Source organism: uncultured Azohydromonas sp., assembly GCF_937926365.1.
GTDB lineage: Bacteria > Pseudomonadota > Gammaproteobacteria > Burkholderiales > Burkholderiaceae_C > Azohydromonas.
In genome coordinates this window covers 1-21,658 of the sequence record NZ_CALAOH010000250.1, presented here as the reverse complement: position 1 = coordinate 21,658, position 21,658 = coordinate 1, and the positions used below count along the sequence as shown (strand labels likewise).

General features: G+C 65.8%; 20 protein-coding genes and 3 pseudogenes. 10 read left to right on the top strand and 13 right to left on the bottom strand.

Going from position 1 to position 21,658, the window contains the following annotated elements:
* Window positions 1-327 precede the first annotated feature (327 nt).
* Genes Q0741_RS27535 through Q0741_RS27515 form a run of 5 tightly spaced genes read left to right on the top strand, consistent with a single transcriptional unit; the run spans window position 328 to window position 6,079 of the window.
* A complete protein-coding gene (locus tag Q0741_RS27535) occupies window positions 328-2,121 on the top strand; it encodes a SulP family inorganic anion transporter (RefSeq protein ID WP_298236385.1) in 1,794 nt (597 codons plus the stop codon).
* 11 nt (window positions 2,122-2,132) lie between these two features.
* Window positions 2,133-3,335, top strand: a complete 1,203-nt coding sequence (locus tag Q0741_RS27530; RefSeq protein WP_298236384.1) for an ATP-binding protein — start codon at window positions 2,133-2,135, stop codon at window positions 3,333-3,335.
* Complete coding sequence (locus Q0741_RS27525; protein ID WP_298236383.1) at window positions 3,332-4,753, top strand: sigma-54 dependent transcriptional regulator; 1,422 nt, start codon at window positions 3,332-3,334, stop codon at window positions 4,751-4,753. Before Q0741_RS27530 ends, Q0741_RS27525 begins: the two co-directional genes overlap by 4 nt.
* Window positions 4,750-5,208, top strand: coding sequence for a Crp/Fnr family transcriptional regulator (locus Q0741_RS27520; RefSeq protein ID WP_298236382.1), 459 nt, complete (start codon window positions 4,750-4,752; stop codon window positions 5,206-5,208). The genes Q0741_RS27525 and Q0741_RS27520 overlap by 4 nt, the downstream gene beginning before the upstream one ends.
* Window positions 5,195-6,079: an asparaginase gene (locus Q0741_RS27515; RefSeq protein WP_298236381.1), complete on the top strand. Its 885-nt coding sequence runs from the start codon at window positions 5,195-5,197 to the stop codon at window positions 6,077-6,079. The genes Q0741_RS27520 and Q0741_RS27515 overlap by 14 nt, the downstream gene beginning before the upstream one ends.
* A gap of 147 nt (window positions 6,080-6,226) precedes the next feature.
* Here the strand turns inward: Q0741_RS27515 and Q0741_RS27510 are convergent, their stop codons facing one another.
* Complete coding sequence (locus Q0741_RS27510; RefSeq protein WP_298236380.1) at window positions 6,227-6,961, bottom strand: PEP-CTERM sorting domain-containing protein; 735 nt, start codon at window positions 6,959-6,961, stop codon at window positions 6,227-6,229.
* Between the two features lie 258 nt (window positions 6,962-7,219).
* Complete coding sequence (locus tag Q0741_RS27505) at window positions 7,220-7,453, bottom strand: hypothetical protein (protein WP_298236379.1); 234 nt, start codon at window positions 7,451-7,453, stop codon at window positions 7,220-7,222.
* Window positions 7,454-7,539: 86 nt separating this feature from the next.
* Between Q0741_RS27505 and Q0741_RS27500 the strand changes: the two are divergent.
* A pseudogene (locus tag Q0741_RS27500) lies at window positions 7,540-7,976 on the top strand (DMT family transporter); the annotation flags it as partial.
* Between the two features lie 285 nt (window positions 7,977-8,261).
* Here Q0741_RS27500 and Q0741_RS27495 read toward each other — a convergent pair.
* Complete coding sequence (locus Q0741_RS27495; RefSeq protein ID WP_298236378.1) at window positions 8,262-8,636, bottom strand: hypothetical protein; 375 nt, start codon at window positions 8,634-8,636, stop codon at window positions 8,262-8,264.
* On the opposite strand from Q0741_RS27495, the gene Q0741_RS27490 reads away from it, so the two are divergent.
* A complete protein-coding gene (locus Q0741_RS27490) occupies window positions 8,635-9,276 on the top strand; it encodes a Na+/H+ antiporter NhaA (RefSeq protein ID WP_367184191.1) in 642 nt (213 codons plus the stop codon). The two genes, Q0741_RS27495 and Q0741_RS27490, sit on opposite strands and share 2 nt — an antisense overlap.
* Window positions 9,185-9,508: a helix-turn-helix transcriptional regulator gene (locus Q0741_RS27485; protein ID WP_298236377.1), complete on the top strand. Its 324-nt coding sequence runs from the start codon at window positions 9,185-9,187 to the stop codon at window positions 9,506-9,508. Before Q0741_RS27490 ends, Q0741_RS27485 begins: the two co-directional genes overlap by 92 nt.
* Window positions 9,509-9,760: 252 nt before the next feature.
* Here Q0741_RS27485 and Q0741_RS27480 read toward each other — a convergent pair whose 3' ends face one another.
* From Q0741_RS27480 to Q0741_RS27460, 5 genes are all read right to left on the bottom strand, one after another.
* The gene (locus tag Q0741_RS27480; RefSeq protein ID WP_298236376.1) at window positions 9,761-10,192 is read right to left on the bottom strand and encodes an FUSC family protein; all 432 of its coding nucleotides are present in this window, start codon (window positions 10,190-10,192) and stop codon (window positions 9,761-9,763) included.
* A gap of 231 nt (window positions 10,193-10,423) precedes the next feature.
* Entirely contained in the window at window positions 10,424-11,494 is a 1,071-nt protein-coding gene (locus tag Q0741_RS27475; RefSeq protein ID WP_298236375.1) for an acyl-CoA dehydrogenase, read from the bottom strand.
* A 112-nt stretch (window positions 11,495-11,606) separates the two neighbouring features.
* A complete protein-coding gene (locus tag Q0741_RS27470) occupies window positions 11,607-11,834 on the bottom strand; it encodes a hypothetical protein (protein WP_298236374.1) in 228 nt (75 codons plus the stop codon).
* 774 nt (window positions 11,835-12,608) lie between these two features.
* Window positions 12,609-13,943 (bottom strand): hemolysin family protein, encoded by a 1,335-nt coding sequence (locus Q0741_RS27465; RefSeq protein ID WP_298236373.1) that lies wholly within the window; start codon window positions 13,941-13,943, stop codon window positions 12,609-12,611.
* Between the two features lie 556 nt (window positions 13,944-14,499).
* Window positions 14,500-16,131, bottom strand: coding sequence for a helix-turn-helix transcriptional regulator (locus Q0741_RS27460; protein WP_298236372.1), 1,632 nt, complete (start codon window positions 16,129-16,131; stop codon window positions 14,500-14,502).
* 426 nt (window positions 16,132-16,557) lie between these two features.
* Here Q0741_RS27460 and Q0741_RS27455 point away from each other — a divergent pair, with 426 nt between their 5' ends.
* The gene (locus Q0741_RS27455; protein WP_298236371.1) at window positions 16,558-16,785 is read left to right on the top strand and encodes an SWIB/MDM2 domain-containing protein; all 228 of its coding nucleotides are present in this window, start codon (window positions 16,558-16,560) and stop codon (window positions 16,783-16,785) included.
* 421 nt (window positions 16,786-17,206) lie between these two features.
* On the opposite strand, the gene Q0741_RS27450 is transcribed toward Q0741_RS27455, so the two are convergent.
* The 4 genes and pseudogenes from Q0741_RS27450 to Q0741_RS27435 form a co-directional block, all read right to left on the bottom strand.
* Window positions 17,207-17,671 (bottom strand): hypothetical protein, encoded by a 465-nt coding sequence (locus Q0741_RS27450; protein ID WP_298236370.1) that lies wholly within the window; start codon window positions 17,669-17,671, stop codon window positions 17,207-17,209.
* 109 nt (window positions 17,672-17,780) lie between these two features.
* On the bottom strand, window positions 17,781-18,113 hold the full coding sequence (locus Q0741_RS27445) for a hypothetical protein (protein WP_298236369.1): 333 nt from the start codon (window positions 18,111-18,113) through the stop codon (window positions 17,781-17,783).
* 116 nt (window positions 18,114-18,229) lie between these two features.
* Window positions 18,230-18,958, bottom strand: coding sequence for a histone (locus Q0741_RS27440; protein ID WP_298236368.1), 729 nt, complete (start codon window positions 18,956-18,958; stop codon window positions 18,230-18,232).
* A gap of 86 nt (window positions 18,959-19,044) precedes the next feature.
* Window positions 19,045-19,323: pseudogene (locus Q0741_RS27435) on the bottom strand (transposase domain-containing protein); the annotation flags it as partial.
* 400 nt (window positions 19,324-19,723) lie between these two features.
* On the opposite strand from Q0741_RS27435, the gene Q0741_RS28935 reads away from it, so the two are divergent.
* Window positions 19,724-20,560, top strand: a complete 837-nt coding sequence (locus tag Q0741_RS28935; RefSeq protein ID WP_367184188.1) for a reverse transcriptase domain-containing protein — start codon at window positions 19,724-19,726, stop codon at window positions 20,558-20,560.
* A 468-nt stretch (window positions 20,561-21,028) separates the two neighbouring features.
* Here the strand turns inward: Q0741_RS28935 and Q0741_RS28930 are convergent.
* Window positions 21,029-21,616: pseudogene (locus Q0741_RS28930) on the bottom strand (recombinase family protein); the annotation flags it as partial.
* Window positions 21,617-21,658: the final 42 nt, after the last annotated feature.

Below are 21,658 nucleotides of genomic sequence, written 5' to 3'. Positions count from 1 at the left end.
TCATTGCACGGTCCATGCCAGTGGCCGAGGCCGAGGCCAAACAGGGGCGTTGCCTCGACGGCGTGCGGGCTGAGAGGCTGGGACTGCGGGACTTCCCGGAGCCCGCCGCCCGGCCGGCGTTTCCTTGAGAAACATCAAGATTGGCGATTTGGAAACATGGCGGCCGTTGACGGCGGATTCACGCCTGCTTGGCCACTGCGTCGGCAGGGACCGCCTCCCAGCCATGGCGGCTTGGCATCGGGCTTGCAACCGGCCGCCAGCAGCACTACTGACCGTGCCAGCCAGCGTTGCTGGCCGACATGCCCCAAACACACTGAGGCCCCACGGATGCCCGCCAACGCCACCACCTTGCGCACGCAGGATGCCCGGTTGACACGGCTGCTGCCCATGCTGCGCTGGTGGCCGCTGGTGAACCGGCGCAGCCTGCGGGCCGACGCGATGGCCGGGCTCAGCGGCGCCATCATCCTCATACCCCAAGCGGTGGCTTACGCCAGCATCGCGGGGCTGCCTCCCCAGTACGGCATCTACACTGCCGTCGTCCCGGTGATCGTGGCGGCGCTGTTCGGCTCGTCGCTGCACTTGGTGTCCGGGCCGACTGCCGCATTGTCTTTGGTTGTCTTCACAACCGTTGGCGCCCTGTCCGAAGCCGGCAGCTCCCGCTACATCGAGCTGGCGCTGACGCTGACGTTCATGGTGGGCGCGCTGACGCTCGTGCTCGGCCTGGCGCGCCTGGGCAGCTTGCTGAACTTCGTCTCGCACAGCGTGGTGGTCGGATTCACGGCCGGCGCGGCCGTGCTCATCGCCGCCAGCCAGCTAAAGCATTTCCTGGGTCTGGCCTATCCCTCCACGGGGTCCCTGGCCGCGACGCTGCAGGCCACGCTCGATCAACTGTCGCAGGCCAGCCCCTATGTGACCGCCGTGGGCCTGGCCACACTGGCCGCCGGCATCCTGTGCAAGAGATTCGCGCCACGCCAGCCCTACATGATCGTGGCCATGGCCGCCGGTGCCGCCACCGCCGCGGTGCTGGAAGAGCTGACAGGTCACCAGGCGGCGATACCGACCGTCGCGGCCTTGCCTGCCGTGCTGCCGCCTCTGTCACGCCCGGACCTGTCCGTTGCCACGCTGCAGCAACTTGCCCCCGTGGCATTGGCCATCACCATGTTGTCGCTCACGGAGGCCCTGTCCATCGCCCGGGCCGTGGCGCTGAAGTCCGGCCAGCGCATCAACGGCAATCAGGAGCTCTTCGGGCAAGGCCTTGCAAACCTGCTGGGCAGCTTCTTTTCTTCCTATGTCTCCAGTGGCTCGTTCACCCGCAGCGGGCTCAACTACAGCGCGGGCGCGCGCACGCCGCTCGCAGCGGTGTTCTCCTCCGTGTGCCTGGTGGGCGTGCTGCTGGTGCTCGCCCCTGCCATCCGGCTGCTGCCGCTGGCTTCCATGGCGGCAGTCCTGTTCATGGTGGCATGGTCCCTGGTGGACCTGCATCACATCCGCATGATCGTGCGCACCAGCCGCGGGGAAACCGCGGTCCTGTTGGCCACCTTCGCTTCCACGTTGCTGCTGCAGCTGGAGTTCGCGATCTACGTCGGCATCATCCTTTCCCTGGTGCTGTTCATCGAGAGGACGGCGCGTCCGCACATCCGCGATGCCCTGCCGGCGCCGGGGACGGCGACGTACCACTTCGTGGAACGCCGGCAGGAAAAGGGCTGCCCTCAGCTGCGCATCGTCTTCATCGACGGCCCGCTGTACTTCGGCGCGGTGGACCATGTGCAGCGCCGGCTGCAGCAGCCGAACCAGATGCCGGCCCCCAAGCACCTGCTCATACTCGCGCCGGGCATCAGCTTCATCGACCTGTCCGGGGCCGAACTGCTCGCACAGGAGGCCAGGCGCCGCCGGGCCATCGGCGGGGCACTCTACTTCCATCGCCTGCAGGGCACGGTGCAAGACACCCTCGTGCGCACCGGCTTCATGGCCGACATCGGCGCGGAGAACCTCTTCGTCGTCGGACAGGACGTGATGGAAACGCTCTACGACCGGCTCGATGCACGCGTCTGCCAGCATTGCACTGCACGCGTGTTCAGGCAATGCCAGGGCCGGCTTCCGGGTGGCAGCCCCTGCCCCTGATCCAGGAGATGATGGCCGTGGTTGCGATGCCAACTCAACGTTACAGGCCGCTTGGCCACGAGACGTCCAGCCCGACTTGCCTGGCATTGGTAATCGGGGTTTTCCACAACGCAACGGGCTTGACGCTGGCGGTGTGCGTTACTAGCCTGCTCCCGGGCAAGGCAATCGAGGACAACGAAGTGCAGGCACAAGCCGGGCGTGCCGACTCCCTGGAGATACTGCTGAGCACCGTGCCATGGCCGGTGGTGGCACTGGATCACCAAGGCAACGTTTTGCGAACCAGTGAGGAACTCTCCTCGCCACCGATGCGTCCCTCCGACCCGAGGGACGGTCTGCGCGAGCGTTGGCTGGAATACCGGAGGGCCTTGTCCGGCCACGCGCCATGGCCAGGACCGCAGCAAGTGGAGTACATCCGCCATGACCACCAGGAGCAAAAGAAGGTTCACGAGACGCTGATCCTGCGTCCGGCACCCTGGGGATATTGCCTGTTCGTTGTCGGCCGCACCGAACCAGCCGAGATGCAGGCAAGCCAGTTGCAGACCGCACGCCTGGCCGCGCTGGGTTTCATGATCGCGGGCGTGTGCCACGAGATCAGCAGTCCGCTCACCACGGTGCGCTCCGTGGTACAACTGCTTCGAAGCGAGCCGACGCCCGACCCCAAGCTCCTGCGCAAGAGCCTCGACAGCATCCACGGTAACGTGGGCCGCATCATGGAGATCGCCAGGCGGCTGCTGGATTCGTCCCGTCCCGGCGACGAGCCGCGCTCGACGTTTGCCGTTTCGAGGGCGATAGACGAGGCGCTGATCTCCGCACGCGCCAACGGCGTTTTCGAGCGCATCCGGCTGACGGTGCGCCACCACCCGCAGGCACTGGTCCGCGGCAACATCGGGCAGTTGCGCGAGGTGTTCTCCAACCTGCTGCTCAATGCCTCGCAGGCCATGGACGGTGCCGGCCAGATCGACATCAGCACCACCTGCACGAGCGAAGACGAGGTCGACGTCTGCGTGGCCGATGGCGGGCCGGGCATACCGCACGACATCGCGCATCACCTCTTCGAAGCATTCTTCACGACCCGCAAGCACTGCGGCGGCACCGGCCTGGGGCTGGCGATATCGGCACAGATCGTCAGCGAGCACGAGGGCCGGCTCTGGTTCGAGAACCGCAGCGGCGGCGGCGCGAGTTTTCACGTGCAACTTCCTCGGGCACGTCGATGAACGCACGCGAGGCCATACCCGTGCCGGCGTCCGCTCAGTCGGTGCGCGTTCTCGTCATCGATGACGATGTGGGTGTGGGCGAGGTCGTCTCCCTGCTGCTTGGGCGGGTGGGACACGACTGCGTCGTGTGCGACTCCGCCCGCGCAGGCGTGGCACGGTTGCGCGAGGAAGATTTTGACCTGGTCATCACCGACCTGCGCATGCCCGATGGCAGCGGCTTGCAGGTGGTTGCGGCCGCACGGCAGCATCTCCCGGATGCCGCCGTCATCCTGATGACCAGCTACTCCTCGATCGAGAGCGCGATCGAGGCGCTGCGCCGCGGTGCCAACGACTACATCATCAAGCCTTTCGACAACGACGACTTCCTGTTCTCCATTGAGCGTGTGCTGGAGGAGCGCCGCCTGCGGCGCGAGAACCGCGTACTGCGCCGCAGCTTGCGCAAGGCCTATGGCACCAACACGCTCATAGGCCGGAGCCCGGGCGTGCAACGGCTGCAGGCGCTGATACAGCGCGTGGCCCATACCGACGCCAACGTGCTGATCCAGGGTGAAAGCGGCACCGGCAAGGAGTTGGTTGCACAGGCCATCCATTTCAGCGGCGACCGGGCACACAAGCCGTTTGTGCCTGTCAACTGCGGCGCCATACCTTCGGACCTGATCGAATCCGAGCTTTTCGGACATGCCAAGGGCGCGTTTACCGGCGCCTCCAGTGCCAGCGAGGGCCTCATCCGCGAAGCCAGCGGAGGCACGCTTTTCCTTGACGAGATATCCGAGCTCCCCCTGGGCGTGCAGGTGAAGCTGCTGCGTGTGCTCCAGGAGCGCCAGGTCCGGCCGGTGGGCTCGACGCAGGCGTACCACACCGACACGCGCTTCCTCGCGGCCACCAACCGCGACCTGAGGAGTTGTGCCGAGCAAGGCACGTTCCGCGCTGACCTGTACTACCGCCTGAACGTCATCACGATCCACGTGCCGCCACTGCGCGAGCGCACGGGTGACATCGAACTGCTGGCCGTGCATTTCATGCGCGAGTTCGTGCGCAAGTTCAACAGTCCCATCACGGGCATGGCACCGGAATTCCTGGGTTTCCTCAACAACTACCACTGGCCTGGCAATGTCCGGGAGCTGCAAAACGTCATCGAGCGGGCCGTCATCCTCGCGGATACCGAGCTGCTGAGCCTGGGCGACCTGGAAGAATCCATTGCCACGCCTGCTGCAGCCCGAGTCGAGCCTGAAGGCGATGTGCCGCTGTCCATCGAGGATTACATCAAGGATGTGGTCCTGCGTTACCAGGATCGGTGCAATGAGGCGCAGCTGGCGCAGATGCTGGGCATTGGCCGCAAGGCATTGTGGATGCGGCGCAAGCAGTGGGGACTTTTCCGTGCCGCCCGCGAGGCCGTTGCATCAGGAGGCAGACCATGATTGAAAGCCTTGCTCGATCACCCAGTGCCAGGGACATCATGCGGCAGACCCCCTTCTTCGCGGAGCTCGACGAGTCAAGACACGAGGTGGTGTTGTCGCTGGGCACACAGCAGCACTGGGAGGCCGGGGAGATTGTCTACCGCACAGGCGAGCCAGCCCGGTATTTCTACGTGCTGGTGCAAGGCATCGTGCGGTTGACCATCGGCCTCGATACACGCATCGCAAGTGCAGGCGACATTCTTCACTGCGGACAGGTATTCGGCTGGGCAGCCTTGACGCCCGACTCCACCCGGCGCATAGCAACCGCCGCGTGCGTCACCGACGCGACCGTGCTGGCCATCCACGGCCCCGGATTGCTGGCACAGATGGATCTCGACCATACGCTCGGCTACTTGCTCATGCGCCAGCTCAACAGGCTGGTCACGGGAACGCTCACGGCCTGTGCCGCCGGCTGATCGGCCGAAGCGTTTCCCCGCGACCATCCAGGTCAACAACCTGTCCAACGTTCCGTCGGACTACATGGACCCCGGGCGCTGGGTGCAGTTGTCCCGCGAGGTGCAGGCCGCCCTCGACCGGCCGGAGGTGTCGGGAGTGATCGTCTCGCACGGGATGGACACGCTGGAGGAGACGGCATTCTGGCTGGACCTGACCGTGAAGTCGTCCAAGCCCGTCGTCCTCATCGGAGCCCAGCGCAACGCCTCGTCCCCCGACTTCGACGGCCCGCGCAACCTGCTCAACGCCGTGCGCATCGCGGTGGACGGCCAGGCGCGTGACAAGGGCGTCATGCTGGCCATGAACAACCAGATCAACGCCGCGCGCTACGTCACCAAGACCCACACGACGAACGTCGAGACCTTCAATTCCGGCGACTTCGGCTTCATCGGCGAGGTGTACCCGGAGCGCGTGATCTTCACCAGTGCGCCGCAGCGCAGGCAGCACATTCCGATTCGCACCGACAAGATGCCGGACGTCGAGATCGTGGCCATGTACGGCGGCGCCGACGGCGCGGCGCTGCGCAGCGCCGTCGATCGCGGGGCCAGGGGCATCGTCGTCCAGGCCCTTGGCATGGGCAACATGAACGTGCCGATGTACGAGGCCGTCAAGTACGCCATCTCGAAGAACGTGCCCGTGGTGGTATCGACCCGCGTTCACAACGGGCGGGTGTTGCCAAGCTACGGCTTCGTGGGCGGCGGCAAGACGACCCACGAAGCGGGCGCGGTGATGGCCGACGACTTCAAGCCGGCCAAGGCGCGGATCCTGTTGATGCTGCTGCTGCAAGGCGGGGTGTCTGGCCAGGCCGATCTTCAGGCCGCCTTCAGCCGTTGAAGTGACCGAGTAGCAGTGCCTTGGCGCAGCCCGAGGGATGGCCGCGCCCTCTCGCCCATCGCGCGCCGGCGGCACAAGGCGATCCCGCAAGCCACACCTTGGGGACCGCTACGTCCTTGCATCACCGCTCCCGTGTGGAACGCGTACTCAAGGCTGCCGGCGACCGCGGCGCCGCCAGGCGCCCAGGCCCAGAATGCCCGCCACCATCAGCACCAGCGACGAGGGCTCGGGCACTGGCTGGATATGCACGTCAAAGGCACCGGCGTTGTTGTTCCATTCGGCGCCATCCATGGTGCCCAGGAACAACCGCGTGGCTCCCTCGGGCACGTAGAAGACCTGCTGGCTTCCCACGCCTTCCCCCGCAAGCCCATCGCCGATGAAAAATGTCTGCTGCAGTTGCGGACGCAATCTGGAAAAATCCAGCCCCAGCCGGGAGAAGTCCAGCACCGCCGGCGTGCGGCCGGTATCCGGCTCGTCGGGCCCCAGGAAGACGCCAATCAGGGAATTGATGGGCGCCACGATGTTGGACAGGCCATTGAAGCTGAGATGGCTGAACCAGTCGGCGCCGTCGCGGCCCGGTATCGCTCCGTCCGGGCTCGGAAAGGCGAAACCGCAGGTCGGGCAGCACACGGTGGACGGACTAGTGGTCCCGCAATTGGCCACTGCGCCCGTGACGTTGAAGCGCAGCGTCGGCGTGGCGCTCAGGTCGATCCACGTCACGGCCACGGGGGACTGGTACGGCGCTCTGTCCGGAAAATCCGCGGTCCCGTCCGGAGCACCGGCCAGCCAGGGATTGGCTGCGCCCCGCACTCTCGCCGCCGCGGCGTCGGGCGGCACCGCCAGCAGGCCCACCACAAGGGCCAGGCTCACGAAGAGGGGCAAGCCGGCCGCTCGACGGCGCGCCCGGATGCTTGAACAGGCGCGCAGGACGTTTGTACATGGACGCATGATCGGCACTCCTTCGTCTGGAGAGCAGCGTTATAGGAGCCGTTTTCGCAATCCCGAGAAACGGCTGTTCTCGCACCGCCCTGCCTGGCCCCTTCCATTGCGGGGGGCCGTTCACCGTGCGTTACCGACGGCGCACGTTTGCTGAAGACCGACAGCGGGCCGACACGTCTGCAGCGAAGGGGTTACGGCTGTTCAGCCTGCGAACCTCGCGCCACGGTCCACGCCAACGCGGACACTGCCTGCGTTGCGGTGGCCCGAGGTGGGACAGAACTTGGGCTTGGGCTGCGCGGCCTGCGGGCTGCCAAGCGCAGCGGCCACGTCAGCGGCGATGCGGTCCTGCAGGGGCGAGGCGATGGCACTTTGCAGCGCGCGCTCGGCAGTGGCCAGCGCCTGGATGCGGCCCAGGCCTTCGTCGCTGGCCGGCACGCTGTGGAATTTGATGTTCGTTTGCGGAGTGCGCTCGCATGGCGCCCGCTCCAGCATCCGGGCTCGTTACCGCAGCAACCGCCAGCGCCACCCTGTCCTACGGGATCGCGGCGACCTACACCAAGCGCCGACTCGCCGGCGTGAACCCGCTGGCGGTGGCCACGGGCAGCCAGGTGGGCGCGGCCCTCGTGCTGGCCCCCTGGCGCTGCTGGCATGGCCGGCGCAGCCGGTGTCGCTCATGGCATGGGCCAGCGTCTTCGTGATGGGCGCGGCGTGCACCGGCATCGCCTACATCCTGTACTTCAGGCTCATTGCCCATGTAGGCCCGGCCCGCGCCCTTGCCGTCACCTTTCTCGTCCCCGCGTTCGGGATCCTGTGGGGCGCAGCGTTCCTTGGCGAAGACGTCACCATGCAGACGGCTGTCGCGGGGCTGGTGGTGCTGGCTGGAACGGCGCTTTCCACTGGGCTCGTCAAGCCCGGTGGCATTTGGAGGGCACTCAGCCCGGCGAAGCGTCCTGGCTGAAACCAAACTCGCTCCAGCCCTGATGCGTAGCCTGTCAAGGGCAAGCGCGAGCCGCGCTCTGGCTCACCGTGAATTCCGCTTGCCGGCGCCAGCCCATTCCCATATCAAGCGGCTGAAAGCGTCGTGAAGTAGACCGAGGTTACTTCAAAAGCGTGCAGCATTTTGCCGGCTGGAATGTGCCCAAAGCTGACATGGCAGTTAAGGCCGTGAGCTATCGACAACCGTATCTTGCGGCAAGGCTCTTAGGGCGTTTGATGGACTCACCGTACATGCCGACAGCCATAATCAAGAGACGGCAATCATTCGAGGATATCGACCTTGGCACTTATGTTTGCCACCTGATGGCAGGCGCCCGGAAAAACCATCTTGAGCCGGGTGTGGTCTTTCCGAATATGTTAAAATAGAAATTGAATTGACGATGGCTTTAACAGGAAAATGAAGCCACTGAAGCAGCGTTTCAAGGTAACGCTCCTCACGATAGACGGTGTCAAGTAATAGCCTGGAAATACTCAAATGATGGATTGGGTCCCTATAGTCTTCTTTGCGTTCAAGATTCTCGTGTTCGGCACGGGCATGTTCTTCGCCATCAAGTGGCATTACGATAAAGAGAAGAAAGAGAAGGAAAAGAAAGAACGAAACCAGCGGGCCGTAAGCACCCATCGAACACACCCTTGACGTCTCATTCGGCTTCTCGATCGAAGCTGAAATATTCCTTCGTCATGCCCGCGCAGGCGGATCAGAGCTCGCTTCGGCAAATAGCATCGGCATCGCTGCGGTACCATTAATCGGCGAGCCATCAGGCATTACATTGACGTGCTTCACAGCCGTTGCTCTAGACATTTGCAATTTGCCGCTGGATTTGAGTTGGCGCCATATCTTCGGAGCGGGTTTGCTTGGTGCTTTGTCCCGGCGATGCCCGGTCGCCATGGGCGACTTGGTGAAAAGGCTGCAGCGCGGGACTGTCGTGCCGTCCCCTGCGGCCGTTCATGCGATGAGCCCGCCAAGCGCCTTGGGGCTCGACTCGGCAAGCGGGCATGGCGCAACGGGGGTGGGCTGCATGCACCCGCCAGGAAGCCTGCCCGCGCGCTTGTCCAGGCGAGCTTGCGCTGTCGGGACGCTGCCGATCCGGTCAACCGACAAGCAGGCAAGGAGGCAGCGATGTTCAATTTTATTTGAACATCGACGCGAGATAGTTGAAAATATGATGCATGCCCCGTGCCCCCAGGATCACCAACGACATGCCCGCCCCGATGGCCAAGGCGCTGCAGGAACTGGGCGCGAACCTGCGCCTGGCACGTGAGCGGCGCAGGATGTCGATCCGCACGCTGGCGGCCGAGATCAACGTCTCGGTGCCCACGGTCATGAGCATGGAGCGCGGTGAGGCCACCGTCAGCATGGCGGTCTACGCCGCCGCGCTGCTCTTCTACGGCCGCGTGGAATGGCTGCCCGACCTGATGGCGCCCGAGTTCGACCGGGAAGCGCTTCGCATCGAGCTGGCCGGTATCCGGCCAAGGCCTGCGCGCAGGCCGTAGGCTGCAAGCTCGCAAGGGCGCCGCGCATGCCGCGCCTCCATCCCAAGCTATCCCCATTTGCTGGGGATAACTCTGTACGCAAGCCATCGCAGCGCGTCATAAGCCGCTGTCCCGTTTGAACTTTTCTGGAATGCTTAAAAAGTAGGCAATCCGGAGGTGAAGTCCTGGACTTGCCAGTGGCAACCGTGGAGACGGCGCATTGCCTGGTCGATGAATGCAAGGCACGCGCAGCCCATGGCCCAGCGGCATGGCCTACGGATTGGATGGTGGACCGGGCGGACCGTCGTGCGGTCTGAGGTGGGCAGGTGCCAGCGCCAGCATCCAACGGCCTGTCGTTGTGCGAAACCTCGGATTGTGCAAGCAGGCGCCCCCGGCGAAGCCGACCAGGCAGCCGAGGACCGTGTCCAGAAAACGTGCTCGGATCAGGTCAGCGGCGGAGCTCTGGCCCAGCGTTGCGGCCTCAGCCAGCAAGATGGTCAGCGGCGTGATGAACGCCGCGGCCAGCGCATAGTGCCTGACGACAAGGAGCTCGATCAGGAACGACAGCGCCATCATCAGCAGGGCCACGCCCCACAGGTCCAGCGGCGGCAGCAGCAGCGCATACGACAGCACGAGCCCGACGGCCGTGTCCAGCACCCGCTGCACCTGCTTGTTCCACCGTTTCATGCTTTGCAGCAGGCTCATGCCGGCCAAGTATGGCGCAGCGCCTTGGGCGAACTGTCCGCGCAGACGAAGCGGCAATCGCTGGCAGGAGCGATTGGATGCGCGTGGAGGTGTGGATGCCGCCCGAGCTGACGCAGCAGGTGCGCGAGAGGGAGGCGCAAGCGCGCGGGTGGGCAATGGCTGGGGCGAGCGAGCCTGGATGCGTAGGCATCCATGAAGCAGCCAATTGGCTGCCTACGCGCATCCCGTCCCCTACAGCAGCATCGCGTGCTGCGTGGCCGTGTGCAGGTCGCGCCAAGCCCGGTTGAGGTCGGTGCGCGGATCGGCGGCGGCCAGGCCGCACAGGGGGTAGACCCCATCCACGGCCTCACGCGCCGTGCGCGCCCAGGCCAATGCCGCGTCGCGCAGCGGCTTCTCGTCGATCCGTCCACCGTCGCGCTCGACCTGGTTCCACGCTGCATCGAGCAGCTCCAGGCACCGGCCGCGCGCGCCTTCGAGTTGCTGCGCGGATGACTGCAGCTGGGCGCGCACCTGCAGCCGCGCGCCCAGGGGCTGCCGGCTGGGCCCGACGGGGCGTTCCAGCACCAGCGGCGTGGCCAGGCGCAGGAAGCCGCGCGCCATGCCACCGAGGTTGGCCGCCAGCGTCACGCAGGCCAGCGCGTCGAAGGGGAAGCGGTAGAGCGCACCAGGCTGCGTCGCCGTGGCGGGGGCGATGTCGAAGGCATGGATGTCGGGCACCACCAGATCGCGGATCTCGAAGGCGTGGCTGGCGCTGGCGCGCAGCCCGATGGCGGCCCAGGTCGGCAGCACCTGCACGCCGGCCGCCGGCACGATGAAGGCCCGCACGCTTGGCGCCCCAGACGCATCGCGCAGCGGCTGACCACCTTCGTGCAGCACGGCGGCAAAGGTGAAATGGCTGGCGTGCGGCGCGCCGGTGGCGTGTGCCCAGCGGCCGGCGATGCGCCAGCCGTCGCCCTCCCGCTCGGCCACGCCGGTGGCCGCGCCGCTGCCGGCCAGGCACATCCCGGGTGTGGCCACCACCTCGCGCGCCAGCGTGGGCGGCAGGAAAGCGGCGAACCAGCCCGCGCCGGCGCACAACGTCACCACCCAGCCGCAGCTGCCGTCGGCCTCGGCGATGGCCTCTTCCAGCCGCACGGCCTGCGGCAAGGGCAGTTGCGCGCCACCCAGGGAGCGCGGCGCCAGCAGCCGGAACCAGTCGTGGCGCTCGATGAGTTTGAGCTGCGCCGGCGCCAAGCGGCCCAGTGCCTCGGCCTCGGGCGCAGCCTCGCGCAGGACGTGGGTGTCTTCGTCAGTAAGGATCATCAATGTTCGTGTGAAGCTCGTTGGCCAGGCCCACCAGTTCCTGGAAGACGAAATCCGTCGCGCGCCCTTGCGGTGACGCAGCGATCGTGCTGCGTTCTACCGCCACAAGGGTTCAGGCCTTTTGCCGGCAGTTCTCGGCGCACACCTTCTGGTTGCGCCCGAGGATCTTCCTGGTCACCAGTTCGGAGATTGGCCTGTGCAGGCCACACTTGAAGCACGACATCGTGGCCGAGGCGCTGCCCAGGGTCACCGAGCCGAAAGCCGAGCCGGGCTTCTTGGCCGTGTACCGCAGCCCATCACTGGAGATCGTTGTCTTGGTATCGGGTTCGCGTGTGCTCATGTCGTGCCGGGTTGGGAACAGCCGCGCAAGATGGTGGCGAGCGAAGAGATTTCAAGGGTGAAGTTGTTTTGGGCGCTCTCGACAGCAGGCCCCGTGCAGGATGGTGTGGATGCCGCCAAACGGACCCGAACAGGAGCAGGTTGTACGGCAGGCAGGCAAGATGAATGTTCGCCGTAACGCCCAGCGCCATACCCTGGGCAGCCAGAATCAGGCCAACACCGTGCTGAGGAAGTTGAGGAGGCTAACAACTCCGATAGGCCGCGCCACAGCAGCGTCGCAGCGGCAGGTGGCCGCTCCAGCGGCGGAAGAAAACGCTTTCATCCTATTGCGCGGGTGATGCGCGACCCGGTATCCCGGGACAGTACGCCAGGCGCTGGCGACGATGGGCTGCAGTCCTGCTGTACATGGTCCAGCAGTGATCGCATCACGACCCCGTCGGTCCATCGCGGGCTGGCGAATACCGGGAAGTCCGTCTGGTTCAGCCCCTGCTGAGGGCGCATGCGCACTTGGTACGTCTCATCCGCCTTGTCGAAGTCCACGGCAATGCTGGCGTCAAGCATGAACAGTCTCAGGGACAGCTGCGGCCGGCTGAACCGGCTTGCTGCACCCTCATGAGCTCCAGCCGCTCGCCCAGAGGCATGCCCTTGGGCCACTGGACGGCTTGTGCCGCGGCCACCGCCTGCTGTATGAGGCCAGCACACAGGCACGCCAGGGCGTTTGTGCCGCCCAGCGCGCGGTACATGCACGCAGGCCGCCTCGAGAGAAGCTCGCGCATCAGGCAGCTTTTCGATCTACCGCCTCGTCGGGCGCAGCTTCGGCAGTCGCCTGCGGCAGCCGGCAGGCGAGCACCTTGTCGATGACCTTGTCATCCATGTCCACGATCTCGAAGTGCCAGCCCTCCCACTCCACGGAGTCGCCCAGGCTGGGCAAGCGGCCCGTCATCAGCATGAGCATGCCGCTCAGGGTGTGGTAGCGGCCGCGCTCCTCCTCGGGTACCGCGTCGAGTCCCAGCCGGTCCTTGAGCTCGGGCACGGGGATGTGCCCGTCGAGCAGCCACGAGCCGTCCTCGCGCTGCATGGCCCAGGAGGTGGCCGGGTCGCGCGGCTGGAACTCGCCCGTGATGGCCTCGATGAGGTCCTGCAGCGTGACGATGCCCTGGATCTGGCCGTACTCGTCGATGACGAAGGCCATCTGCACGTCCGAGTCGCGGAAGTTGTCGAGCAGCTCCATCCCGGTGACGGTCTCGGGCACGTACAGCGGCGCCTTCAGCGGCTGCTCCGACAGGCTGCGTGAGCCGCCTTGCAGCGCGCGCGACAGCCACTGCCGGGCATTGATCACGCCCAGCAGCTGGTCGAACCCGCCCTTGACGACGGGAAAGCGTGCGTGGTCCGACTGCTCGATGAGCGCAAGGTGCACCTCGAAAGGGTCATCAACGTCCAGGGCCACGACGTCGGCGCGCGGCACCATCAGCGAGCCGATCTGCCGGTCGTCAAGCCGGAACACGTTGCGCACCATGGTGTGCTCGTGCGACTCGATGACGCCCGCGCTCGTGCCCTCGGCGAGCACCGCATGGATCTCCTCTTCAGTGACCGCATGGTTGTTGCCGTCCTTCACGCCCAGCAGCTTCAGGAAACCCTGGGTCGAGACGGTGAGCAGCTTCACGAAGGGCTTGGTGGCCAGCGCCAGGAAGTCGATGGGCCGCGCCACCAGCCGCGCCAGCGTCTCGGGATGCGACTGGCCCAGGCGCTTGGGAACGAGCTCGCCCACGACGATGGAGAAGTAGGTGATGAGCACCACCACCAAGCCCGTGGCACCGTAGCCTGCGTAGGGCTCGGGAGCACCCAGATCGCTGAGCCAGGCGGCCAGCGGCTGCGCCAGGGAAGCCTCGCCCACGATGCCGTTGAGCACGCCGATGGACGTGATGCCAATCTGGATCGTCGAGAGAAACCGGGTCGGGTCTTCGCCGAGCTTGACGGCCGCGGCGGCGGCGCTGTCGCCCTCATCGATGAGCTTCTGCAGCCTGGCCTTGCGGGCGGTCACGAGAGCGATCTCGGACATGGCAAACAGGCCGTTGAGCACGATGAGGGCGATGAGTATGAAGACTTCCATGGAGGGCGCCGCTACAGGCGCCATGAGTCGTTGAGGGACAAGTATTGTATGAGTTGGCCCAAGTCTTGCAGACGGAGGTCCATTCGGCGTCCAGTGCCTCGGCGGCGGATGAGCGCCTGGCCCAGCACGAAGGTGCGCGGCAACTGCAGTGCACCGGCTTCACATGGCAGGCTGCTCCTGCGCGGAAAAGCAACGCCGAGCCGGTCCAGTTCCCGGCCGTGATGGCCGCAACGCCCGGCTCTTCGTTCAATGCGCGTCCAGCGCCTCCTTGCGGCACGCCGTCGCGTGATGCAGTGGGCTGCCCGGTCACACTGAACCTCGGTCGTTGCAAACGCCCAGCGTGGCCTGCGTCTACGTGGGTCGATGGTTCGAAACGGACGGCGCGCCGGAATCAGCGCAGCTGTGGCACGCCATGCATGTCGAGCACCCGCCACGGCGGTTTCAGCGGCTTGCTCGAATCCGGCTGACAGCCAGGATGCCGACGCTTCAACCATCGCCGTATCCCGGCCAAGCCTGCGGTCCGCCGGCACTGGGTTGTTGGCGCAACGCCGGTGGCTCAGAGCAAGCGCAGCTCTCCCAGCAGCTCGAAGGCCTTGTCTTCCGACAGCGCGCCTTGCCTGGCCTTGAGCACCAGGATCTTGATGAGCGCTTCCGTGATGGGCGCCAGGCCGCCTTCGATGACCAAGGGCTGTGAATACACCGGCGTGAAGTCAGCAGCTCGCAGCGTGGCCTGATAAGTATCCACAGGTGCCGGGGCCTCAGCCGGTGCCGCAACTGGCGCCAGTGCAGCAGGCGCAATGACCTCGGTACGCAAGGCGGGCGCAGGCGCTTGCGCCGCGGGCTGAGCTTCAGGCGCAACCGGCACCAACAGCTCGGCCTGGGGCGCAGCGGTGGTACCCGCGCTGGTGGATGCCTCGACGAGATCAGTGGGTTCGATGGGCTGTTGGGCGCCTTGGGCGCGCCGTCGTGTCTGCTTAATGGGGGCAGCGTGGGAGGCGCCATCATCTTCAGCGGCGTCCGTCTGCCCGGCACTCGGCCCGCTCGAATCGGTTACGGCCAAGGGGACTTCAGCCGTGTCGCTGCTCGGTGCGGTGTTGGCGTCGGTGGCTGCCCCCCGCAAGGGCGCAAGACGCTCAAGCGTGGACGCCGGAATGTCAGCGGCCGTGCGAGGAGCCTCGAACCAGTTGGCGGGCAAGCCCAGCACCCGGGCCATTTCACGGCACAGCTCCTGGTCCAGGGCCTTGCGCCCGCTGAGCATGGCTGACACGTACGGCGGCTTGGCGTGCAGCAGGCGGGCCAGCGCGCTCTTGGCGCCCTTGCCCTGCAGCAACACGGCCAGGTTCTGCTTGCGCACTTCGGGAGTTGCCATGGGGAGGAGGTCTTTCGCACCAGGTTGCAAGGGGGAGGCCAATTCGGACAAATGCAACTGCACTTCGGCAGCGGCAGCCGTTCGCCTTGGCGCTGCAGCGGCACGCTTGCCAGCGGCTTGCGCGCTTTCAGGCGCAGCAAGCGCCTTGTCGGCCTCAACAGCCGGTCCTCCTGTCGGCGCTTCTTCACTTCCTTCGTTGCTCGCTGCCCTGAGAGCGAAATTCACGGCGGCTGTGGCGTCACCAGCGGCCTCCTGGACCTGTAGCGCATGAGCAGCAGTCTTCGCCGGGGCGGGCGCTGCTTGAGAAACGACAGAGCCTTCCGACGTGGGCTGCCCGGAGGCAGTGCTCACCACCGGCATGACAGTCGTGGAATCCTCGTCGAGCTCCTCGTCATCCAGCAGCTGTGCTTGATCCGGGTTCTTCAACAGATGCAGCGTGCGCGCAGGCACCTCCTTGTTGAGGCCATCGAGCCATTTGCCGGGCAGCTTCAGGGTGCGCTCGATATGGAAGGCTGTCTCGTCAGGGCAGAGTGCGCCCTGGGACATGGCTTCAAGGCGCTCCAGGGGCACCTCGGCCACCAGCGCCATGGCTTCCGGCACGGGCGCGTTTTCCAGCAGCAGTCGCAGGTTCGCAGCCCGCAAGGCGCCCTTCACACCTTGCTTGGCGACCGCGGGCTTGGCGTTGTCTTGCCGCGGCCGATCGGGCCGTCTGTTCGACGACGGGTGAAAAATGACGTTATCCCGGGGCGAGTCAGGGTAGTCACGGCCACGACCGCGGTTGCCGTCACGCTGCTTCGGTTGCCAATTGGGCTTTGCCAAGTGATGCTCCACCAAGTATTCGTCAAGCCAGCGGTTGCGACCGCTGTCGCAACCCTGAGCACGTCGGACAGGCTCGCTGTCGATCGGGTTCCGCGCCATGGCTGAGGTCGCGTGTTGGCCGCAGGCGGATGGCTCGTGAAGAGGACGTCGAGCGCCAGCGTAGGGACTGCCGCATGGCTGCATGCGTACACCGACGCCCTTTGACCCGATGGACGGGAGCCGTTCAGTCCCAGTTTAGATGAAAGCTCAACGGCGGGTATCCAGGCTGCTTGCGCCATGCGGGCAATGCCGCGCCACGAGCCGCGACGCTGAACTGCCGTGACCTTGGCGGTAGGTCCGGATTCCTTGATGGCGTTATGCTGCCCACCCCGTTGTTTATGAGGATTCCACTTGGCCGAGACCAAACCCCAGAAAAGCAGTGCTTTCATGAAGGCCTTGAAGCCCAGCCCTGAACTGGCCGCCATCATCGGCGCCGAGCCGCTGCCCCGCACCGAAGCCACCAAGCGCCTGTGGGACTACATCAAGCAGCACAACCTGCAGAACCCGGCGAACAAGCGCAACATCCTGTGCGACGGCGCGCTCAAGGCCGTCATGGGCAAGGACGAGGTGACGATGTTCGAGATGACGGGGCTGGTCAGCAAACACCTGTCCTGAACCTGCGGCGCGCCGCAAAGCCGGTCCAAGCCGGCAGGAGCTTGAGATGCCAGGGATACACCGGCAGCATCAAGGCTCCAATGTGAAAGCCCCGCGACGCGGGGCTTTTTCCATGGTGCTGGCGCCTATACGGTTCATGGGTTGTTTGCACAGAATGGGATGACCGTGTGATTCTGACATCGCGGTCGCATGGTTTCTCCAAGGACGTGCTGGCCGATGCGAACGCACCTCCAGCACGACGCGCAGGGCATTTTGCGGCACCGGCATCCTCGTCGCGTTCTGCTGGCCCTCGGCACACCGTCACTGCCCGGCTCGGCGCTGAGCACCGTTGAAGTCGGCGTCGCCGTTGCACGAACGCTTGGCACAAGCTGGACGGTCGTCGGAAGCGATGGCACTCAAGCGCCCGCTGGAGCCGGGCATGTCAGCAGGCGCGCTGGTTTCCCGAACGGGGCAGGGCATCGGGCGCCCCGATCCGAATCGGCGTGCCCGCTTCGTCGAGCTCGATGCGGCCGGTCAGCGCCGTGGCGTGCGCCAGGCTCCACACCGTGATGGAGAGAAACGTCGTTGCAGGCGCGGCATGTGGGTCGTGACCCGGCCGCAGCCGTCTGGCCAGGTACATCAGCACCAGGGTCGCGTCGTCGCCTTCGCCGACAGCGAATTGCGCCCTGGACTCCATTTCCGCGAGCTCTTCGGCCATGTCGTGCTCTGGGAGCTCGACATCAATGACCGCGCGTTCCAGGCCGGCTGCCAGGTCCGCGGTGCGGAACACCAGCCAGCGGCCGGGAAAGTCGCGCAAGCACACCCCCGGCGCACCATAGCGGCGGGACAGTCGGTCGTAGAAGGTCTGGAGCAGCCGTGAGGGCTGCTGATCGGGCATCGAAGACATGGCCCTGAACTTTGCCATTCATGCGGGCCGGGCTTGAGCCGTTGTTTCAGCACCGCCACACCCGCTCGAGGGCGTGCGTGGTCTGCGGCCGATGGTTCCTGCTTCGAGTTCAGGCATGTCCCGGCGGGTACGTGAAGCCGCCGCCGTGCTCCATCTGAAGCCGTGCTTCTTCCAGGAGGTCCTCCTGGACCGGATCCGGTGCGCCGCCTCGCGCGAGGTGGGTCTCGTACCAGGCGGCGATCAGCAGCCCCACCAGCGGCCGTGGGCCTTGCACGAGTGCGTCGAGGTCCAGCTCACTGGCCTCGCAGATGGCCTCGATGGGCGCCATCCTGAAGCGCAGCAATCCATCTTCCGCGTCGCGCGACAGGCACAGGTCCGCGAATTCGACGCCGTCTGGAATGGTCACGCGCAGCTGTCTCATGCTGCTTTCCTCCATGGCCATGCCGAGATGCTCCTCCTTCGTTGGTGGCTTGGACGGCCAGTGCATGGAAGGCCCTGCGCCGGATACCGCAAAGCCGGCAAGGCCGGGGGTAGGGTGCTTCCCTCGCCGTTGCAGTATCAGGACACGGTGGCCTCGGCGACCGGCGTGTCGGTGGCCGGCGGCGCTTCGGGAGCCACGGCGGACACTTCGTTCGCAGCACGCACGGGCTCGTTCGAGCCGCTGGCGGCACTCGTCCTGCGCGGTGCCTTCTTGCCTGCAGCCTTCTTGGCGGGCGCTTTCCTGGCAGCTGCCTTCTTCGCGGCCGGCGCCGCGGTATCGGCCGCCTCGGCCTTCGGCACAGCATCAGCCGCCGCAGCCTGGGCGCGTGTCTTCCTCGCCGCAGCCTTCCTGGCCGGCGCTTTCTTGGCTGAGGCCTTTCGGGCTGCACGCTTGGCCGTCACGGTGACGTCGACGGCTTCAGCTGCGGGAGCCTCATCCGCAGGGGTGGCCTGGGCGCGCGTCTTCTTCGCAGCGGCCTTCTTGCCAGCCGCCTTCTTCGCGGGCGCAGGCGTCGTAGCCGCTTGCGTGGCACCAGCTCGCTTCTTGGCCGCCGGTGCAGCGGTCTTGGCACCGCGCGGGGCACGGCCTTCTTCCATGCCGAAGCGCTTGGCGGCCTTGGCGTCAGTCGTGGCCAGGTGCGCGCCCTTGGCCCTCACGGGCTGCTCCAGCCGCACGGCACCGCTCTCGTCCATCCTGGAGAGCGTCTGCGCCAGCTTGCCCACCGCGCGGGCGAGCTGCTTGACCGTCTTGGCGCCGACCGCGAGGCTCGCCAGATCGATCTTCGTGCGGAAAGTGGCCGCAGCCACCGGTTGCGGTACCTTCTTCGCGGCCGCTTTCTTGGCGACAGGGGCGGGCCTCTTCGCTGTAAGCGCTCGCCCGGCGGCGTTCTTGCCTAAACGGTCAGGCCGTGCAAGGTCGAGCGCAGCGGGTTGGCTGCGAAGTGCTGCTTCCACAGCCGTGGCGTGAGCTCGGCCACGCGTGCGGCCGGATGCTGGCCCACGCGCTGCAGCACGTCCACGAGGTCGGTGTACGGGTCGATGCCGTGCAGCCGGCACGTCACGATGAGGCTTTGCACGATGCCGGCGTGTTGAGCCCCGACCTCGGTCCAGCAGAACAACCAATTCCGGCGACCTAGCGGTACCGGGCGCAACGATCTTTCCAGATGGTTCGTATGTGTGCCTTGCAAAGGCACGGTTGATCCGTCGGTGAAAGCCCGACCCGGCCAACTCGCGCTCCGGCCGGAAGCACAAGGAGCGGTCCAGGAGGTAACGAATGGGCTGAAGCACTGCTTGAAAAGGCCTCGTAGGAGGCCAGCAGGCCATGCGGGCCGCAACGTGAGTGAACACTGAGCAGGCCTCGAAAAGTCATCGTGGATGCCGACCCGCCATACAAACGGGGAAGGCCGTCGGCGGCGCCGAAGCGAGCGTGAAGAGCAGGCGCCGCGTCCACCGGGGTAGTGGTGGCAGCACGCATGGGTACAGATCGATCGTGCAACAAGGGAAGTCCGTGGTGGTGATTGACCGGCAGTTGATCAACGACGACCTCGTGAGGGGTGGAGTCGGCCGCTGCGGATGGCGGATGGGGGCGTAGTAGTGATGAAGCCGGGTAACGCTGGTGGAGCGAAGGCCCCCTGTTCCGAGGCGAACGTACAAAGTGGGAAGAGCCCAGGGATTGGCGCGAGCCTACTAACCCTGCCTGATTCGGTTCGAACCCTGCAGAGTGCGTTGCAGGTGAAAGCCAAGAGCGAAGCAGCCTACCGGTTCTACAGCTTGTGGGACAAGGTGTGCCGCGAAGACGTCCTGTCCGAAGTGTATCGACGCTGCCGCGCCAACCGCGGCGCGCCGGGAGTAGATGGCCAGACCTTCGAGCGCATCGAGGAACAGGGGCTGGAGGCCTGGCTGCAAAGACTACGGCAGGAGCTGCGTACCAAGCAGTACCGGTGCGCGCCCCTGCGGCGTGTATGGATTCCCAAGGCAAACGGCGGGAAGCGCCCGCTGGGCATTCCGACCATCCGCGACCGTGTCGCGCAAATGGCGGTGCTGCTGGTTCTCGGACCGGTCTTCGATGAAGACCTGTTCCCCTGGCAGTACGGCTTCCGCGAAGGCATGGACGCCAAGATGGCACTACGCCGCATCCACTTCGGCATTGCCGAGCGTGGTGCGCGCGAGGTGGTGGACGCCGATCTCTCGGACTACTTCAACACGATCCCGCACGGGGACCTGCTGCGCTGCGTTGCACGGCGGGTTGCCGACGGGACGGTACTGGCCGTGATCCGCCAGTGGCTTGATGCACCGGTGGTTGAACGTGCCGACGACGGCGGAGAGATCCGCACGACAGTGGCGCGCGACACCAACCGTGGCACCCCGCAAGGGGGTGTCATCACTCCGGCAACAACGTTGCAAAACTGAGCCCGGCCCTGGCGGGGGCGGGTCTTCATCGACGCGGAAGACGACCCGGACGCGCTCGGGTTCGATCTCCACACGCTTGACCAACGTGCGGATGAGGTCCCGTCGACCATGCCAGTCAAGTTGCTCCAACCCGTCGCTGACCTGGGCGCTGAACTCCTCCAGCCGACCGATAACGAGCTGCAAGTCGGCCTCCAGGCGAGCCTGGGTCCGCGCCTGTTCGGCCTGTACTTCGAGCGTGTGCAGTCGCTCCTTGAAGCGGCGAATGCGGGGCTCGGCTTCGGTCTTGTCGAGGTAACCCTCGGCGTACCCATCGATCAGGCGTGCGATGCCTTGCTGCACCTTGGCCATCTGACGCTCCAGCACGGCGGCATCAGCTTGTCCGGGTGGCGCCTGCACCGCGTCCAGCCGTCGCTGGTACTCGCCCACCACGCGGCGGGGATCTTCCAACAGACGGCACACTTCACCCCAAACCGCTTGCTCCAGCCTATCGGTACGTAGCTGCTTGTTCTGACACAAGCGATGTCCACCAAAGCGGTAGACATCGTTGCCAATACAACGATAGTAAGCATAATTCCGCGTGTGGTGCTTGCGGGCACTGGGACTGATGGCCTTGCCGTAGTAGGCATAGCCACAGCAGGCGCACACGATCAAGCCCTGCAGCAGGTACTTCACTCCCCGCTGGCCGCTTCGAGCGCGTTGGCGGTTCTCTTCAAGCTGCACCTGCACGGCGTCAAACAACGCCTCGCTCACCAGGGCTGGCACCGGGATTGTCAGCCATTGGCTGGCCGGAACGTCGTATGTCGAGCGACCTGAGCGTGGAGTGATAGTTCTCCCTCGTTGCTCACGCAACCTCGGGCGCAGAGTATCAGCGTGGGTCTTGCCGAAGGCCGCTTGACCGCGATAGGCGGGGTTCTTCAACAGGCCCCATACGGTGGTGCGGTCCCACCAGCTCTTGCCGCGCGGGCTGGCAATGGCCTCGCTCTTCAACCGCCGACATACGTCGTTCAGGCTCAACCGCTCGCGGCCGACCCAGTCGAAGATGCGCTCTTCGAGCAAGCCGGCCGTGACGTCCAAGCCCTGAGGGCCCAGGCGCTGGCC